This is a genomic window from Bradyrhizobium sp. HKCCYLS3013 (assembly GCF_051167615.1).
GTDB lineage: Bacteria > Pseudomonadota > Alphaproteobacteria > Rhizobiales > Xanthobacteraceae > Bradyrhizobium.
The window spans coordinates 229,717-247,436 of sequence record NZ_JBNPTK010000011.1 but is presented as its reverse complement, the minus strand read 5'-3'; the positions used below and the strand labels follow the sequence as shown (position 1 = coordinate 247,436).

Here is a 17,720-nt window from a genome sequence, read left to right as displayed (position 1 = left end):
GCCTTCTGCATCTGAGCGTCTCACGCGCGACTTTCCGAGCGCTGCAATCCGCGCCGGCCGCCTTACCGTCATGCCGACGACCTCGCCTCGCTACGACGACCGCCCCGAGCGCAACAACTGATCGCGTCGCTCCAGGCGCTCGAACAGGTCGAGCACCCACAGCGCGCGATCGTGAACAGTCCGGCGCGGTGGCGCGGTCGCGTGCGGGCGCTGCGCATCCGCCGCGACGACCGCCTCGATCAAAATGCGCGCCTCCGGCCGCGGCGGCGCCAGCGACGGCTGCTCCTGCAGCAGCGACATCACCGCGGCCTTGCCGAGAAGCTGCAGCTTGCGCGGCATCGAGACGAATGCGCGCCGCGACAGCGAATCGAATTCGGCACGTGCGACCTCGCGGCCGATCTCGGCATAGATCAGCCGCGCCGCATGGATGCCGGGCCGGCAACTCCACGGCAGATCGGCGATGCCTGCGGAAGCGCGCGCATAGAACACGTCGGCGACTGCGAGCAGTCGCGCGGTGACCCGGCCGATGCGGTCGTCGAAGAACGGCGCGGCACGCCAGGTCTCGATATCGAGGCCCGCCTCGCGCAGCCATTGCCGCGGCAGATAGAGCCGGCCAGCGCGCGCGTCCTCGCCGACATCGCGGGCAATGTTGGTGAGCTGCATGGCGATGCCGAGGTCGCAGGCGCGTCCGATCGTCCCGGCCTCACGCCGGTTCATCAAGAGCGACATCATCACGCCGACCGTGCCGGCGACGCGCACGGCATAGGCGAGCACGTCGCTCAGGGTCTCATAGCGACGGCCCTGGGCGTCCCAGGCGAGACCTTCGAGCAGCGCCTCCGGCAGCGCGCGCGGAATCGTGAAATGCGCCACGACGCCGGCCAGCGCGCGATCGACGGGACTGTCGTCCGGCGTGCCATCATAGATCCGGTCGAGCCGTTCGTGCAGCAGCTCGACGGCGTCGACGCGGCGGCCGGGCCCGTCGATCGCGTCATCGGCCTCGCGGCAGAACGCGTAGAGTGCGACGGCGGGATCGCCGACCCCGCGGGGCAGCACTTTCGAGGCGGCAAAGAACGTCTTCGATCCGCCCCGCAACATCCGCCGACAGATCGCAATGTCCGTTTGCCAGCTCATCGCCGCTCCAGCTCATGCGGCGCGGGCACGAGATCATCGAGCACACGCGCCGAGGACAGCACGCCCGGCAGGCCGGCGCCTGGATGGGTGCCCGCGCCGACCAGATAGAGCCGCTCGACCTCTTCGCTCTTGTTGTGCGGCCGGAACCAGGCGCTCTGCATCAGCACCGGCTCGAGCCCGAACGCCGCGCCGCGATAGGACGACAGGCGATGCTCGAAATCATCCGGCGTCAGCAGCCGCGACGTGACGATCTCGGCGGCAAGGTCCGGCAGCAGCGTGTCGCTCAGCGCGGTCTCGATCCGCTTGCGGAACGGCTCGGCCGTCGCCGACCAGTCGATGCCGCTCTCCTGATGCGGCACCGGCGACAGCACGTAGAAGGCATCGCAGCCGTCGGGCGCCAGCGACGGATCGGTTGCGGTCGGCCGGTGCAGATAGAGGCTGAAATCATCCGCCAGGACCTTGCGGCGGAAGATGTCGTCGAGCAGCTCGCGATAGCGCGGGCCGAGCAGGATGGTGTGATGCTGAACGTCGTCGTAGCGGCGCTTCGTGCCGAAATACCAGACGAACAGGCTCATCGAATAGCGCGCACGGTCGATGCGCGCATCGGTCCAGCGCCGGCGCGGCACGCTCGGCAGCAGATGCTTGTAGGTCCAGGCCGCGCAGCCATTGGAAACGACGACGTCGGCCGCGATCGTCTCGCCGGAGGCGAGTCGCACGCCGGTGGCGGCGCCGTTCCTGGTCGTGATCTCCGCGACGGGGGTCGAACAGCGCACCGCACCGCCCTGCCCCTCGATCAGGTCGACGAGTCCCTCGACGAGCGCGCCGGTGCCCCCCATCGCAAAGTGCACGCCCCAGCGTCGCTCGAGATAGGCGATCAGGCAGTAGATCGACGTGGTCGTAAACGGGTTGCCGCCGATCAGCAGCGGATGGAAGCTGAGGATGATGCGCAGCCGCTCGTCGCGGACATAGTGCGAGACGAGGCCATAGACCGAGCGAAAGCTCTGCAGCTTGATCATCGCCGGCGCGATCTTGGCCATGTCCATCAACGACAGGAACGGCACGTCGCCAAGCTCCTCGAAGCCCTTTCTGAAGATCGCCTCGCTCGCCTTCATGAAGCGCTCGTAGCCGTCGACGTCGCCGGGCGACAGCCGCGCCACCTCGGCGCGCATCTCGGCCGGGTCGCCCGAGCAGTCGAACACGGTGCCGTCGTCGAACCGGATGCGATAGAACGGCGAGATCGGCTTGAGCGTGACGTCGTCGGACATCCTCCGACCGCACAGCTGCCATAGCTCCTCGAACAGGAACGGCGCGGTGACGATGGTCGGGCCGGCATCGAAGGTGAAGCCGTCCTGGCGATGCACGTAGGCGCGGCCGCCGGGCGCGTCGAGCTGCTCGTAGACGGTGACGCGATAGCCGCGCGCACCGAGCCGGACCGCTGCGGCGAGGCCGCCGAAGCCGGAGCCGATCACGACCGCATGCGGCCGGTCTCCGAGCGCAGCCGGGACAGCGGCCTTGATGGTGGAGACGTCGAGCATGGGCGAAAGCGTAAATTGAAACTGACGTTTTCGCTAGCCAAAAAATGTCAATCTAGTTTGACATTTCCTGCTGCACTGCGAGCACGCCGGCGCGCTCGGCGGCATTGACGATCAGGCCCGCGATCCTCGCCGGCTGCTCCTCATGGGCCAAATGACCAAGGCCATCAATGAGTTCGAGCTGCGCCTGAGGCACCGATTGCTGGACGCGACGCGCTACGTCTGGCGGAATGGCACGGTCATGCGCGGCCGCGACCAGAAGCAGCGCGGTCTTCAACCGCGGCAGCTCGCGCCCAAGCGGATGCAGGTCCCAGTTCGCCATCATCTCGAGCGCGGCGCCGACATGGCCGGGGCTGCCGACCAGCCGCCGATACAGCCGCTCGCCTGTCGCGTCGATCGTCGAGCCGGTCCCCTTCAGCAGCCGATGCACCGCCGCCGGATCGCGGCCCCGCCAGGCGAACAGCCGCGGCACCAGCGGATTGAGCGCCATCATCTTGGCGAGCGGCGACAGGAACTGCGCGGCCGCGCCGCCGAACGGCAGAAAGGCGCCGTTGAGGCTGACGATCAGCTTCGGCGTGATCAGGCCATCGAGCGTCATGCGGGTCAGGATCGCCGCGCCCGCGGAATGGCCGATCGCGATTTCAGGCGCGATCGCAAGCTTCTCGCAGAGGCCAGCGAGATCGCGCGACATGCCGTCGAGCGACAGCCGCCGCCAATGCGGCGTGGAGGTGAAGCCGTGGCCGGAGAGATCCGGCGCGACGACGGTGAAGTGCCTGGCGAGCAGCGGCGCGAGATCGCGCCAGGAATGGGTCGCGGCTCCGGTGCCGTGGGCGAGCAGCGCGACTGGCCCCTCGCCCATGATCTGAACGTGCCAGCGCAGGCCCGCGGCCTCGACGAAGCGGCTGGCCACCCGGTTGGGCCAGTCGCTGCCGTCGACGCTCCAGTTCGGCTTGTCGCTCATGCCGGCCCACAGAGTTGGACGCGGCCCTCGGGATCAACCACCTGCCGCGCGCGCCAGGAAATCATCGTAGCTGGCGACGACTTTATCAAGCTGTTCGAAATGCGGCATCGCCCCGGTCTGCATCACCTCGATCCGCCAGTTGGGCAGAGCCTCGACGGCGTGCTTGCCGTGATAGTCGACGAAATCGCCGCGCACGCCATGCACCATCCAGACGGGCATCGCCAGTGCCTGATAGAGCTTCACGGCGTTGGCGCTGAACAGATAGCCGGAGACGAAGGAATAAGGCGCGTTCTCGGCGCCGGGCTGGTGCGTGGTGATGTAGTCGTATTCCAAAAGGCCCTCGTCGATGTCCTTGCGACCAAAGGTCTTCTGCAGGAAAAAACGAATGCTGGCGCGCGAGGTCAGCAGGGTGAAGAATCCGTGCTTCCACAGGGAGACGTTGAGGATATTGCGCACCCACGGCATGGCGCGGGTCGTGTCCTTGTTGCCAGCCGTCTTGGCTGCGGCCTCGGCGCGGCGATCGAAGCCGGTCGGGCTGAGCAGCGCCAAGGTGCGAAACAGGTTCGGCGCCTCGGTGCCGGCGCGCGCGGCGAACTCGCAGCCGAGCGACAGCGCGATGGCGTCGATCGCGGCGTCTCCATGACGGCGGCGAATCTCGTTGGCCGCGAGCAGGATCGCGTCGGTCATGATGCGCGGTGTGTAGATGCGATCGGCACGGTCGGACAGGCCGAAGCCCGGCAGATCGAGCGCATAGACGGGACGCGTCTGGCGGTAGTGCTCGAACAGCGGCTTCATCTCGTAGGCCGTCGCCGCGGCGTTGACGCTGTGAATGAGCAACAGCGGCCGTCGATCGCCCGGCGCCGCCGGGCCATCGCCATAGCAGGTGATGCGTCCGACGCGCGCATCCGTAAGTTCGAAGCGCGGCGCGGACAACGGCGGGGGCATCGTGACCACACCCGGAGCAGAGGCATGATCACTCTGTGTGGTCGAGGCGACCTGCATGGCGTGCTCCTCTCTGGCTTTTTCCTGCGGATAGCAGAGTCCACCGCTGCCGACCGACCGGGACGATCATAGCGATGATCGAACCTCTTGTCAGTCACCGTTGGAACGCCGCTTGACGCCGCGGGTTCCAGCGCCGTCAGCCGCGGCCGGCTTGCGCCATGACGGCCTGCGACAACCGTGCGGCATCGGCATGAGGCAGCGCGACGTAACGCGCCTGCATCGCACCGGCGAGCTGCGCGGCCTTGTCCTGCGGGCGAGGCGAGGAATCGACCAGCACGACCGGAATGCCGGTCAGCGCGAGCTGCTTCGCAGCGACCAGCGCCTCCGCCTCGGCCTCGCTGCGGCCGCCGCCATCGCGCGCGACATTGGCCCGGCCGTCGGTCATCAGCACGATGGTCGGCGCCTGGCCCTTGGCCTTCACGGCGAGCGCGAGCTCGGTCGCGGCGAAGATCGCCGCCGACAGCGGCGTGCCGCCGCCGCCGGGTAGCGCCGCGAGGCTGCGCTTGGCGCGCGTCAGCGAGCGCGTCGGCGGCAGCAGGAGCTCCGCGCTCCTGCCGCGGAACGCGATCAGCGCGACCTCGTCGCGGCGAATGTAGCATTCGGCCAGCAGCAGCTCGACGGCGCCCTTCACTTCCGCAAGCCGCTGCAAGGCCGACGAGCCGGAGGCATCGACGACGAAGATCGTCGTGGTGCCCGAGCGCTGCTTGAAGCGGGTGATGCGAATGTCGTCCTTGTGCACGATCAGCCGGCCGCTCTTGCCGGAACGTTGCGTCCGCCGCCGCAGCGGCTGCCACGGCGCTGCCGCGCGAAGAGTCTCGAGCACGTTGAGCCGCGCCCCGGCGCGCCATTCGCCGCGTCGCGCGCCGATCGGACGGCCGCGCTTCGACGCCTTCTGAGCGGTGCCCTGCTTGCTGACGCTGCTGCTGCGGACGCGGGTCGCGCGTTCCTCCTGCAGCCGCTTCAGCAGGTCGAGTGGAATGGCCGCCTGCGCCGCTTCGAGCACGCGATCCTCGAGCGGACCGTTCTCGCTGCGGTCGTCGTCCTCACTCTCGGCCGACTCATTCTCGGGCTCCGGCGCCTCGCTGTTCTCGGTCTCGTCATCCGCTGCAGGCAGCCGGGTGGCGCGCGGCGCCAGCACCAGCCGCGCGGCGCAGGCGACGTGCGAGTCTGCGACTTCGACCTTGCCATCAAGCGCCGCTGCGATGCGCGCGACGCGACAGGCGACCAACGGCGCGCGCAGCGAGTCGATGCCGAGCGCACAGGCCGTCGTCGTCAGCGCCGCGATCGCCTCGTCCGGCAAACGGACCTGCGGCAGCAGCGCACGCGCTGCTGCGATGTCGGACGAGTCGAACAGGCTCTCGCCGAGATCGACGCGCGCAACTTTGCTGAGATCGAGATGGCAGGCCAGGCGGTCGGCCAAGGCAGGCGACACGCGCTCATCACCGATGCCCTCGTCGAGCGCAATCAGTCCGAGCCGAGCCGGCGCGCGCAGCGACATGCCATCGCGCTCGATGCTGATAGCCCCGGTGTCGAGGGCAACACAGAGATGTGCGACCGTCGACTGCGACATGCGCTCGGCCATCACGGCGATCAGCCCGCCGCCATCGGCATCGGCGAGCAGCCCACGTTGCAGCACCGGCCGCCCCGCCTGCAAGGTCGCGGCAAGATCGATGCCGCCAAGCAGGCGATCGTCGGAGATCGACGGCGGCAGCTTGCGCAAAGGCGTCGACGACGGCATCAATTCGTGCAACAGATCGAGCCACTGATCGCGCACCGGGCCGGCGCCCGCACGCAACAGCACCGACGCAGCCGCCGGATCGATCGCCGCCAGCGCAGCCGCGATCATCGCATCGGCCCAGATCGCGGCGCCGTCGCTCACGATGCGAACAGCTCATTGAGCGCGCGCTCGACGCGCACCGACGAGCCGGAATCGTCGAGCGGATTGCGCCTGAGGCGGTGCCGCAGCGCCATCGGCGCCACCGTCTTGAGATGGCCGTCATCGACCGCCTTAACGCCGTCCAGCGCCGCCGCGGCGCGCGCCGCACGCATCAAGGTGAGCTCGCCGCGCAGGCCATCGGTGCCGAGCGCCATGCACAGCCGCGCCGCCTGCTCCAGCTCGCGATCGGCGACTTTCACCGAGCCGATGTGCTCGCGCGCGGCCAGGATGCGCTTGCGCTGCTTGGCCTCCTCCTTCTCCCAATGCCCGACGAACGCCGTGGGATTTGTCTCGAACGCGTCACGCCGCTTGATCACCTCGATGCGCGTCGGCAGATCAGCGGGCGTCTTGACCTCGACCGAGAGACCGAAGCGATCGAGCAGTTGCGGCCGCAGCTCCCCCTCCTCCGGATTACCGGTCCCGACCAGCACCACGCGCGCCGGATGGCGGATGCTGAGGCCATCGCGCTCGACGACGTTCTCGCCGGAGGCGGCGACGTCGAGCAGGAGATCGACGAGATGATCCTCCAGCAGATTGACCTCGTCGATATAGAGAAAGCCGCGATTGGCGCGCGCCAGCAATCCCGGCTCGAACGATTTCTCGCCATGAGCCAGCGCACGCTCCAGATCGAGCGCGCCGACGACGCGGTCCTCGGTGGCCCCGAGCGGCAGGTCGATGACCGGAACCGGCACCTGATGCGCCTTCAACGCCACCGGCTTTTTCGCCTTGCCGCTCGGCTTGGAGCGCGCGCGGCACGCGGCGCATTGCGCGGCGACGTCGGCCGGATCGCATTGATAGGGACAGCCGATCACGGCGCTCATCGGCGGCAAGAGCGCGGCGAGCGCGCGCACCGCGGTGGATTTTCCGGCGCCGCGATCGCCAAAGGCCAGCACGCCGCCAACCTTCGGATCGACGGCAGCGATCATCAGCGCCAGCTTCATCTCGTCCTGGCCGACGATGGCCGAGAACGGAAAGGCGATTCCCATGAGCGTCCCCTGCGCCGCGACGCGTTCCCGCCGCGTTGCCAGCATGAGACCACAATCAGGGGCCGCTCTTCAACCCATCAGCGCTTCAACGAGCGAGGCTCGGCAGATCGAGACCATTGGCGTCGGCGCAGGCGATCGCGTCCTCATAGCCGGCATCGGCGTGGCGCATCACGCCGGTGGCCGGATCGTTCCACAGCACGCGCTCCAGCCGCCGCGCGGCGTCGGCCGTGCCGTCGGCGACGATCACCATGCCGGCATGCTGCGAATAGCCGATGCCGACGCCGCCGCCATGATGCAGCGACACCCAGGTGGCGCCGCTCGCACAATTGAGCAGTGCGTTGAGCAGCGGCCAATCCGACACGGCGTCGGAGCCGTCCTTCATCGCCTCAGTCTCGCGGTTCGGACTCGCCACCGAGCCGGAATCGAGATGGTCCCGGCCGATCACGATCGGCGCCTTCAATTCGCCGCGGGCAACCATCTCGTTGAAGGCAAGCCCGAGGCGATGGCGGTCGCCGAGCCCGACCCAGCAGATCCGCGCCGGCAGGCCCTGGAACTTGATGCGCTGCCTCGCCATGTCGAGCCAGTTGTGCAGATGCTTGTTGTCGGGCAGCAGCTCCTTCACCTTGGCGTCCGTCTTGTAGATGTCCTCGGGATCGCCGGACAAAGCCGCCCAGCGGAACGGGCCGATGCCGCGGCAGAACAGCGGACGGATATAGGCCGGCACGAAGCCCGGAAAGTCGAACGCATTGGCGAGGCCCATGTCCTTGGCCATCTGGCGGATGTTGTTGCCGTAGTCGAGCGTCGGAATGCCCATGGCGTGAAAATCCAGCATGGCCTGGACGTGGCCGACCATCGACGTCTTCGACGCCTGCTCGACCGCCTTGGGATCAGACGCGCGCTTGGCCTCCCATTCGGCGAGCGTCCAACCCTTCGGCAGATAGCCGTTGATCGGATCGTGCGCGCTGGTCTGATCCGTGACGATGTCGGGGCGGACGCCGCGGCGCACGAGCTCCGGGAAGATCTCGGCGGCGTTGCCAAGCAGGCCGACGGACACCGCCTTCTTGGTGTTGGCAGCCTCGGCCATGAGCGCCAGGGCCTCGTCGAGCGAGGCGGCCTGGCGATCGAGATAGCCGGTGCGCAGCCGCATCTCGATGCGGCTCGGCTGGCATTCGACGGCGAGCATCGACGCACCGGCCATCGTGGCTGCCAGCGGCTGCGCGCCGCCCATGCCACCAAGGCCAGCAGTCAGAATCCATTTGCCGGCGAGATCGCCTTTATAGTGGCGACGGCCGACCTCGACGAACGTCTCGTAGGTGCCCTGCACGATGCCCTGGCTGCCGATGTAGATCCAGGACCCCGCCGTCATCTGGCCGTACATCATCAGGCCCATTTTATCGAGCGCGTTGAAGTGATCGAGCGTCGCCCAATGCGGCACGATGTTGGAGTTGGCGATCAGCACGCGCGGCGCGTCCGGGTGCGTACGAAAGATGCCGACCGGCTTGCCGGACTGCACGACAAGCGTCTGATCGGCTTCGAGCTTGCGCAAGGAGGCAACGATGCGATCAAAGCTGTCCCAGTCGCGCGCGGCGCGGCCGATGCCGCCATAGACGATCAGTTCGCTGGGCTTCTCGGCCACGTCAGGATCGAGATTGTTCATCAGCATGCGCAGCGGCGCTTCGGTGAGCCAGCTCTTGGCGCTGATCTCGCTGCCATGGGGCGCGCGGATCACCCGTTCATTGTCCAGGCGTCGGTTCATGGGTCCCTCTCATCCAAGTTTGGGGAACGGATCGCGTCCGAGTGCATGCGTCGCAGCCCCGGCCAGCACACCGCCGCTGACAAGCGCGGTGGCCTTGGCGAGATCGTCGGCCATGTAGCGGTCGTGCTCCAGCGCCGGCACATGCGCGCGAAGCGCGGCAATGACAGCAGACAGCGCCGCGCTGGTACTGTGCGGCGCTCGCAGCTCGATGCCTTGGGCGGCGACGAGCAGCTCGATGCCGATGATCGCAGCGAGATTGTCTGCCATGTCGTGCAGCCGCCGCGCCGCGTGCGCGGCCATCGAGACGTGATCTTCCTGATTGGCACTGGTCGGCGTGGAGTCGATCGAGCAGGGCAGCGCACGCTGCTTGTTCTCGGCAAATAGCGCTGCCGCCGTCACCTCCGCGATCATGAAACCGGAATTGAGTCCGGGCTCCGGCGTCAGGAACGGCGGCAGGCCGAAATTCAGCGCGGGGTCGACCAGCGTCGCGATGCGCCGCTCGCTGATCGCGCCGAGCTCGGACAGCGCCAGCGCGATCTGATCGGCGGCAAACGCCACCGGCTCGGCGTGGAAATTACCGCCCGAGATGATCTCGCCGGTCTCGACCAGCACCAGCGGATTGTCGGTGACGGCGTTGGCTTCAGTGACGAGCGTGCGCGCCGCCTGGGTGAGCAGATCGAGCGCCGCGCCGGCGACCTGCGGCTGGCACCGCAGGCAATACGGATCCTGCACGCGCTCGTCGCCTTCGAGATGCGATAAGCGGATATCGCTGCCGTCGAGCAGCACGGTCAGAACGCGGCCGGCCGCGATCTGACCGGGATGGCCGCGCAGCGCCTGGATCTCGGGACGGAACGGCGCGGTCGAGGCCATCGCGGCATCGACCGACAGCGCGCCCGTCACCAGCGCCGCGTCGAGCAGATCATGCGCGCGGAAAAGGCCGGCGAGCGCATAGGCCGTCGAGAACTGCGTGCCGTTGATGAGCGCGAGCCCTTCCTTCGGTCCGAGCGTGACCGGCGCAAGTCCGGCACACGCGAGCGCCTTGCGCCCGGGCACCAGCCGGCCGTCAAGAAAGGCCTGGCCTTCCCCGATCATGACCGCCGTCATATGCGCGAGCGGCGCGAGATCGCCTGACGCACCGACCGAGCCCTGCTGTGGCACAAACGGACACACACCCTGCGCCAGCATCGCCTGCAATTGCTCGATGATCTCGCGGCGCACGCCAGAGGCGCCGCGGCCGAGCGAGATGATTTTAAGCGCTATCATCAGCCGCACGACCGGCTCTGGCGTGGCGGGCCCGACACCACAGCAATGCGACAGGATCAGGTTGCGCTGGAGCTGTGCGGTCTGCTCCGGCGGGATGCGTTTCGAGGCAAGTTTGCCGAAGCCGGTGTTGATACCATAGACCGGCTCGGCGCCCTGCGCCGCCTTGGCGACGATGGCCGCGGCAGCGTCAACACGCGGCCAATAGGATGGATCGAGCGCAAGCGGCCCGCCCGCGTAGACGTGCGCGAGGTCGTCGAGACTGACGCGGCCGGGCGCCGCAACGATCGTGCTCATCGCCCTCTCCAGACGCGCTGATGAAGGGGATTGAAGCCCATGCGATAGACGAGTTCAGCAGGACGGCCGATGTCCCATATCGCCAGATCGCACCGCTTGCCGGCTTCGAGCGTGCCGGTCTCGCCCAATACGCCCAAGGCACGCGCGCCTTCGCGCGTCACGCCGGCGATGCATTCGTCGACGGTCATCCGGAACAGCGTCGCCGCCATGTTCATGGCCAGCAACAAGGATGTCAGCGGAGACGAGCCGGGATTGCAGTCGGTCGCGAGCGCGAGTTTCGCGCCGTGCTTGCGGAACAGATCGACTGGCGGCTTCTGCGTCTCGCGGATGAAATAGAACGCGCCGGGCAGCAGCACGGCGACAGTGCCGCTCCGGGCCATCGCGGCCGCGCCAGCCTCGTCGGTATGCTCGAGATGATCGGCCGACAACGCGCCGAACTCGGCCGCAAGCGCCGCGCCGCCGAGATTGGAAAGCTGATCGGCATGTAGCTTGACCGGCAGGCCGTGCATCTTGGCCGCGGCAAAGACACGCGTCGTCTGCGCCGCTGAGAAGGCGATGGTCTCCATGAAGGCATCGACGGCATCAGCGAGCCCGGACTTGGCGACGGCCGGCAGCATCTCGTTGCAGACGAGATCGATATAGCGATCCTTGTCGCCATCCGCTTCGACCGGCAGCGCATGAGCGCCGAGAAAGCTGGTGCGCACGGAGACGGGCCGCCTGCCGCCGAGCGCGCGGGCTGCAGACAATTGCCGCAGCTCGGTCGCGGTCTCCAGGCCGTAGCCGGACTTGATCTCGATCGTGGTGACGCCTTCGGCGAGCAACGCGTCCAGTCGCGGCAGCGCGCCGGCGATCAGCTTCTCTTCGGTTGCGGCGCGCGTCGCCGCCACCGTGGACACGATGCCACCGCCCGCACGCGCGATCTCCTCGTAGCTCGCACCGGCCAGTCTTAGCTCGAACTCATGGGCGCGGTCGCCGCCATAAATAAGATGCGTGTGGCAGTCGACGAGGCCTGGCGTGATCCAGCGGCCATCGCAGTCGATCTGCTCGGGCGCGTCGGCATCGGCCGGGAAATCCGATTGCGGACCAGCAAAGACGATGCGGCCGTCGCGGGCAGCGACCACGCCCTGCTCGATCACGCCAAGACCAGCCGCGCTCTCGCGCAGCGTTGCCAGCCGCGCATTGCGCCAGATCCGGTCGAAACGCTCGGCCATGTTGCCTCCCACCTTCACGAAAGCTTGACGGGCGATATGTCTATACATAAACTCGCTTCCGCCGTTCTGTCCAGCGGGCTTATCAAACATGGCGTCACTGCACTTCGCATCCGCGCTTCTGCCCACGGGTTGGGCCGAGGACGTGCAGGTCGTCATCAGCAACGGCGCGATCGCGCAGGTCTCGGCGGGCGTGCCTCCGACCTCCGAAGACGAGCAACACGAGGTCGCGATCCCCGGCATCGCCAGTCTGCACAGCCACGCGTTCCAGCGCGGCATGGCCGGGCTTGCCGAGGTCAGCGGACATTCCACCGACACGTTCTGGACGTGGCGCGAGACGATGTACCGCTTCGCGCTGTCGATGCGTCCCGAGGATGTCGAGGCGGTCGCGACGCTGCTCTATGTCGAGATGCTCGAGCGCGGCTTCACGCGGGTCGGCGAATTCCATTATCTGCACCACGATCGCGACGGCACGCCTTACGCCGATATCGCCGAGATGGCGGTGCGCATCGCCGCGGCTGCCCAGACATCCGGAATCGGCCTGACGCTGCTGCCGAGCTTCTATGCGCACGGCGGCTTCGGCGGCGCGGCGCCGCATGACGGCCAGCGGCGCTTCATCTGCGATGTCGATCAGTTCGCAAAGCTGCTGACGGCCTCCCGCAAGGCGATCAGCGCGCTCCCCGGCGCCAATCTCGGCATCGCGCCGCACAGCCTGCGCGCTGTCGCACCGGATGAGTTGAGCGCGCTGCTGCCGCTCGCGGACGGCGGCCCGATCCACATCCATGCCGCCGAGCAGGTCAAAGAGGTCGAGGAATGCCTCGCCTGGTCGAGCCGGCGTCCGGTGCAATGGCTGCTCGATCACCACACCGTCGATGCGCGCTGGTGCCTGATCCACGCCACGCACATGACGGCCGACGAAACGGCGGCGCTCGCGCGGAGCGGCGCGACGGCCGGCCTTTGCCCGATCACCGAAGCCAGCCTCGGCGACGGCATCTTCCCGGCGCGCGACTATCTGCGCGCGCACGGGCGCATTGGCGTGGGCACTGACTCGAACGTGCTGGTCGGCGTCAGCGACGAGTTGCGCCAGCTCGAATACGGTCAGCGGCTGACGCATCGCGAGCGCAACGTGCTGACGTCGGGCCCGCATGCGTCGACGGGCCGAACGCTGTTTGATGCCGCTCTCGCCGGCGGCGCTCAGGCGCTGGCGCAATCCAACGCCGGGCTCCAGGTCGGAGGCCGTGCCGATATCGTCACGCTCGATCTGTCGCATCCTTCGCTCGCGGGGCGGACGCAGGATGCGCTGCTCGACGGCTGGATCTTCGCGACATCGCACGACGCCATCGACTGTGTCTGGGCGAGCGGCGCCAAGGTCGTCCAGGGCGGCCATCATCGTTCGCGCGAGGCCGCCCGGCGCGGCTTCAACACGGCGGTGCGGAGGCTGCTCGCATGAGCCTCGCCGAGGATCGCGTCAAGCCGGGCGCCGGCACGCTCTACAAGACGATCCGCCAGGACATCGAGCGCCGCATCCTCACCGGCGAATGGCCGCCCGGACATCGTATCCCGTTCGAGCACGAGATCATGGCGCGCTACGGCTGCTCGCGCATGACCGTGAACAAGGCGCTCTCAGAGCTCGCCCAGGCCGACCTGATCGAGCGACGACGTCGCGCCGGCACGTTCGTGCGGCGTCCGCAATTCCTGTCGGCGGTGCTGAAGATCCCCGACATCCGCGCCGAGATCGGCGCGCTCGGCCGCGCCTACGGCTATCAGTTGATCTCCTCGACCCGCCGCACGGCCAATGCTGCCGATCGCGAGCGGCTCGGCGTCAAGAAACCGTGCAAGGTGATTGCGATCCGCTGCCGGCACAGCGCCGACAACGTCCCGTTCGCAATCGAGGATCGCCTGATCGATCTCGACGCGGTGCCCGATGCGGCCAAGGCCGACTTCAAGATCGATCCGCCAGGCTCATGGCTGCTGCATCACGTGCCCTGGACCGAGGCTGAGCACGCGATCAGCGCCATCGTCGCCGACGATACAATTGCCGAAGGTCTCGACATCGCGACCGGCGCACCCTGCCTCGTGATCGAGCGCCACACCTGGCGCAAGGGGCAGCCGCTCACGGCTGTCAGGCTGATCTATCCCGGCGAGCAGCACCGCCTGGTAGCACGATTCAGGGGCAGCGAATGAGACGGCTCATGCGCGCCCGATCTGAGCACGGGATTTGCAAGCACGCATGCAAAGACAAGCGGAGATCGCAGCCATCACGGCTGCGAGCCGCACGACAAGCTTCCTCTCACAGCAAAGGACGATGACGATGCGCAGACTAGGGCTTCTCGCAGTAACGGCCGCGCTCCTGGCCTCGACGACCGCCTACGCCGACGACGTCAAGGTCGGCGTCGGCATTTCCGGCTGGACCGGTTTCGCACCGCTGACGCTGGCGAAGGAGGCCGGCATCTTCAAGAAGAACGGGCTCGACGTCACCATCAAGAAGATCCCGCAGAAGGATCGCCACCTCGCCATTGCCGCCGGCGACGTGCAGTGCGCGGCGACGACGGTCGAGACCTGGATCTCATGGAACGCCAATGGCGTCGCCACCAAGCAGATCTTCCAGCTCGACAAGAGCTACGGCGCCGACGGCATGGCCGTGCGTAACGACATCGCCTCGATCAAGGACCTGAAGGGCAAGACGATCGCGGCGTCCGCGCCCGGCACCTCGCCCTATTTCGGGCTGGCCTGGATGCTCAAGAAGAACGGCCTGAGCATCAAGGACGTCACCGTCGTCAACATGGAGCCGGGCCCGGCCGCGCAGGCTTTCGTCGCCGGCCAGAACGACGCCGCGATGACCTACGAGCCGTATCTCTCGACGGTCCGCGCCGCCCCCGACAAGGGCAAGATCATCGCCACCACGCTCGACTATCCGATGGTGATGGACACGTTCGGCTGCACGCCGAAATTCCTGTCCGAGAACCCGAAGGCCGCCAAGGCGCTCGCCGACAGCTATTTCGAGGCGCTCGACCTGATCGCCAAGGACCAGGCCAAGGCCTATGAGATCATGGGCGCGGACGTGAAGCAGACGGCCGATCAGTTCGGCAATTCCGCCAAATATCTGCGCTGGCAGGACAAGGCTGCGAGCCAGAAGTTCTTCGAGACCGAGTTCAAGACCTTCAACAAGGACGCGGCCGAGCTCCTGCTCGAGGTCGGCATCATCAAGCAGATCCCGAAGATCGAGGATCTCTATGATGCGAGCTTCATCAAGTAGACTCGAAGCGCGATCTGGGTGACTTCGTCATTGCGAGCGAAGCGACGTGTCCGCCGAAGCTCGTAGAGCGAAGGCGGAAGCAATCCTGGGCCCAGGGTGAGACCCTGGATTGCTTCGTCGCTTCGCTCCTCGCAATGACGAGCTTGATGCATCGTGCGCAGCATTGGCGCCGCCCCCTGAGCCCACTCATTCGAGGTCACCATCCGCAGCCCGCGTCACCTCGCGGGCCGCATCCAACCCGAAAGCCCGATCCGTGATCCGTCCTCTCGATCCCGTCAGCGCCCGGTCCAGAACAGCGCTCGGCCTCGCCTTTTTCGTCGTGTTCGTCGCGGCGTGGGCGTTGGCGACGTTCGGCGGCTACGTGCCGAAGACCTTCCTGGCCGATCCCTTGAGCATGCTGCACGAGGGCTGGGATCTGCTGGTCAAGTTCGGCTTCCTCTACGATATCGGCATGACGGTCTGGCGCGTCGTCGGCGGCTTCGTGCTAGCGGCCGTGATCGCCATTCCGCTGGGCCTGCTCATGGGCGCCTACAAGCCGGTCGAGGCGTTCCTGGAGCCGTTCGTCTCGTTCGCCCGCTATCTGCCGGCATCGGCCTTCATTCCGCTGCTGATCCTGTGGGCCGGCATCGGCGAACTGCAGAAGCTGCTGATCATCTTCATCGGCTCGGTGTTCCAGATCATCCTGATGATCACGGTGACCGTCGGCAACACGCGGCGCGATCTCGTCGAAGCCGCCTATACGCTCGGTGCCAGCGATCGCGGCATCATCGGCCGGGTGCTGCTGCCGTCAGCGGCCCCTGAGATCGCCGAGATCCTGCGGCTCGTGCTGGGCTGGGCCTGGACCTACGTCATCGTCGCCGAGCTGATCGGCTCGTCCTCCGGCATCGGCCACATGATCACCGACAGCCAGGCGCTGCTCAACACCGGGCAGATCATCTTCGGCATCATCGTCATCGGCCTGATCGGGCTGATCTCGGACTTCCTGTTCAAGGCGTTCAACGCCTGGCTGTTCCCGTGGAAGCTGGCATGACCACGCTCGTCATCGACAACGTCACGCGCATCTTCCCGGCCCGCCGGGGACATGCGCCGACGCGCGCGCTGGAGCCGGTCGAACTCACGATCGGCAACAACGACTTCGTCACGATCCTGGGGCCCTCCGGCTGCGGCAAGTCGACCTTGCTGCGCATCGTCGCCGGGCTCGATCATCCGACCAGCGGCAAGGTGCTGCTCGATGGCCGTGAAGTGACAGGGCCCGGCGCCGATCGCGGCATGGTGTTCCAGTCCTACACGCTGTTTCCCTGGCTCACCGTGCGCGAGAACATCGCCTTTGGCCTGCGCGAACGCGGCGTGCCGGAGAGTGAACGCAACGCGATCGCCGACCGCTTCATCCAGCAGATCGGCCTCAAGGGTTTTGAGAACCACTGGCCCAAGCAGCTCTCCGGCGGCATGCAGCAGCGCTGCGCGATCGCCCGCGCGCTCGCCAATGATCCGAAGATCCTGCTGCTCGACGAGCCGTTCGGTGCGCTCGACAACCAGACGCGCGTGCTGATGCAGGAGATGCTGCTCGGCATCTGGGAGCGCGACCAGAAGACGGTGCTGTTCGTGACCCACGACATCGAGGAGGCGATCTTCCTTGGCAGCCGCGTGCTGGTGATGAGCGCGCGGCCCGGCCGCATCAAGGCCGACATCAAGATCGAGCTGCCGCATCCGCGCTCCTACAAGGTCAAGACCTCGCCGGAATTCGTCGCGCTCAAGGAGCGGCTGGTGGAAGAAATTCGCGCGGAAGCGCTGAAGGTGGCGGCGGAGGCGTGAGAAGTGGCCGCCAGCTAAGTGGCCTCGCTCAGCGCCGCCTCTGCGAGCGGGATCGCGGAGACAGACCCCCACCCAAGCGCGTTTGCCGCTCTGTCGTACATGCCCTCTCCCACAAGGGGAGGGCGCAGTAGTGGCCACCGCGCTTGAAGCGATCTCGAGCGACGCGTTCCAATTGGGGCCGCGGCAAGACTGCACAATGCAGTGCCCTCGCCCCTTGTGGGAGAGGGCATCGCCGGCTCATCCATACACTCGCTTGGGTGAGGGTCTCTCTCCGCAAGGACACTCTTAGCTGCATAGCTCACTGCTGCGTCGACGATCAGCTCACATCGCATCGATTCCTATGGAGGCTTCCTCCAATTCGCTTCAACCACGGCACCAGATGGAACGCGCTCATCAGGAGATACATCACGGTCATGTCGCCGAGCGGCGCACCCGCCGGCATGGCCGAGCAGATCACGTCTGATCGGCCGTCGCGGGCCATGGCGTTCAGCACCGCCATCAGCGCGAAGGTCGGCGCCGCAGCGTAGCGGAGACCATTGGCGATGTCGGGCATCACGCGCATCCTGGTCGGGAAGAACGCCAT

Annotated in this window: 15 protein-coding genes; 5 read left to right on the top strand and 10 right to left on the bottom strand. The window is 67.2% G+C overall.

Annotated features, from left to right (window positions below; genetic code table 11):
- Positions 1 to 90 precede the first annotated feature (90 nt).
- The 9 genes from ACQR1F_RS21005 to hutI form a co-directional block, all read right to left on the bottom strand.
- Positions 91 to 1,131 (bottom strand): phytoene/squalene synthase family protein, encoded by a 1,041-nt coding sequence (locus ACQR1F_RS21005; RefSeq protein ID WP_434913759.1) that lies wholly within the window; start codon positions 1,129 to 1,131, stop codon positions 91 to 93.
- Positions 1,128 to 2,666, bottom strand: a complete 1,539-nt coding sequence (locus ACQR1F_RS21000) for a phytoene desaturase (RefSeq protein ID WP_434913758.1) — start codon at positions 2,664 to 2,666, stop codon at positions 1,128 to 1,130. The genes ACQR1F_RS21005 and ACQR1F_RS21000 overlap by 4 nt, the downstream gene beginning before the upstream one ends.
- Before the next feature lie 52 nt (positions 2,667 to 2,718).
- Entirely contained in the window at positions 2,719 to 3,624 is a 906-nt protein-coding gene (bchO, locus tag ACQR1F_RS20995) for an alpha/beta fold hydrolase BchO (RefSeq protein WP_434900121.1), read from the bottom strand.
- 33 nt (positions 3,625 to 3,657) lie between these two features.
- On the bottom strand, positions 3,658 to 4,626 hold the full coding sequence (locus ACQR1F_RS20990) for an alpha/beta fold hydrolase (protein WP_434913757.1): 969 nt from the start codon (positions 4,624 to 4,626) through the stop codon (positions 3,658 to 3,660).
- 136 nt (positions 4,627 to 4,762) lie between these two features.
- Entirely contained in the window at positions 4,763 to 6,505 is a 1,743-nt protein-coding gene (locus ACQR1F_RS20985) for a magnesium chelatase subunit D (RefSeq protein WP_434913756.1), read from the bottom strand.
- Positions 6,502 to 7,548 (bottom strand): magnesium chelatase ATPase subunit I, encoded by a 1,047-nt coding sequence (gene bchI / locus ACQR1F_RS20980; protein ID WP_434913755.1) that lies wholly within the window; start codon positions 7,546 to 7,548, stop codon positions 6,502 to 6,504. The genes ACQR1F_RS20985 and bchI overlap by 4 nt, the downstream gene beginning before the upstream one ends.
- A gap of 85 nt (positions 7,549 to 7,633) precedes the next feature.
- Positions 7,634 to 9,304 carry a urocanate hydratase gene (hutU, locus tag ACQR1F_RS20975; protein ID WP_434887204.1) on the bottom strand — a complete coding sequence of 557 codons (1,671 nt, stop codon included), beginning with the start codon at positions 9,302 to 9,304 and terminating at the stop codon, positions 7,634 to 7,636.
- Positions 9,305 to 9,313: 9 nt separating this feature from the next.
- Positions 9,314 to 10,861: a histidine ammonia-lyase gene (hutH, locus tag ACQR1F_RS20970; protein ID WP_316182457.1), complete on the bottom strand. Its 1,548-nt coding sequence runs from the start codon at positions 10,859 to 10,861 to the stop codon at positions 9,314 to 9,316.
- A complete protein-coding gene (hutI, locus tag ACQR1F_RS20965) occupies positions 10,858 to 12,072 on the bottom strand; it encodes an imidazolonepropionase (RefSeq protein WP_316182455.1) in 1,215 nt (404 codons plus the stop codon). Before hutI ends, hutH begins: the two co-directional genes overlap by 4 nt.
- 88 nt (positions 12,073 to 12,160) lie before the next feature.
- Here hutI and ACQR1F_RS20960 point away from each other — a divergent pair, with 88 nt between their 5' ends.
- From ACQR1F_RS20960 to ACQR1F_RS20940, 5 genes are all read left to right on the top strand, one after another.
- Positions 12,161 to 13,519, top strand: a complete 1,359-nt coding sequence (locus tag ACQR1F_RS20960; RefSeq protein WP_315803424.1) for a formimidoylglutamate deiminase — start codon at positions 12,161 to 12,163, stop codon at positions 13,517 to 13,519.
- A complete protein-coding gene (gene hutC / locus ACQR1F_RS20955) occupies positions 13,516 to 14,253 on the top strand; it encodes a histidine utilization repressor (RefSeq protein ID WP_315803423.1) in 738 nt (245 codons plus the stop codon). The genes ACQR1F_RS20960 and hutC overlap by 4 nt, the downstream gene beginning before the upstream one ends.
- Before the next feature lie 127 nt (positions 14,254 to 14,380).
- Positions 14,381 to 15,325: an ABC transporter substrate-binding protein gene (locus ACQR1F_RS20950; protein WP_316182453.1), complete on the top strand. Its 945-nt coding sequence runs from the start codon at positions 14,381 to 14,383 to the stop codon at positions 15,323 to 15,325.
- A gap of 256 nt (positions 15,326 to 15,581) precedes the next feature.
- Positions 15,582 to 16,355 carry an ABC transporter permease gene (locus ACQR1F_RS20945; RefSeq protein ID WP_434913775.1) on the top strand — a complete coding sequence of 258 codons (774 nt, stop codon included), beginning with the start codon at positions 15,582 to 15,584 and terminating at the stop codon, positions 16,353 to 16,355.
- Positions 16,352 to 17,137, top strand: a complete 786-nt coding sequence (locus ACQR1F_RS20940) for an ABC transporter ATP-binding protein (RefSeq protein WP_434913754.1) — start codon at positions 16,352 to 16,354, stop codon at positions 17,135 to 17,137. The genes ACQR1F_RS20945 and ACQR1F_RS20940 overlap by 4 nt, the downstream gene beginning before the upstream one ends.
- Positions 17,138 to 17,453: 316 nt before the next feature.
- Here the strand turns inward: ACQR1F_RS20940 and ACQR1F_RS20935 are convergent, their stop codons facing one another.
- The gene (locus ACQR1F_RS20935; protein WP_315803420.1) at positions 17,454 to 17,720 is read right to left on the bottom strand and encodes a hypothetical protein; all 267 of its coding nucleotides are present in this window, start codon (positions 17,718 to 17,720) and stop codon (positions 17,454 to 17,456) included.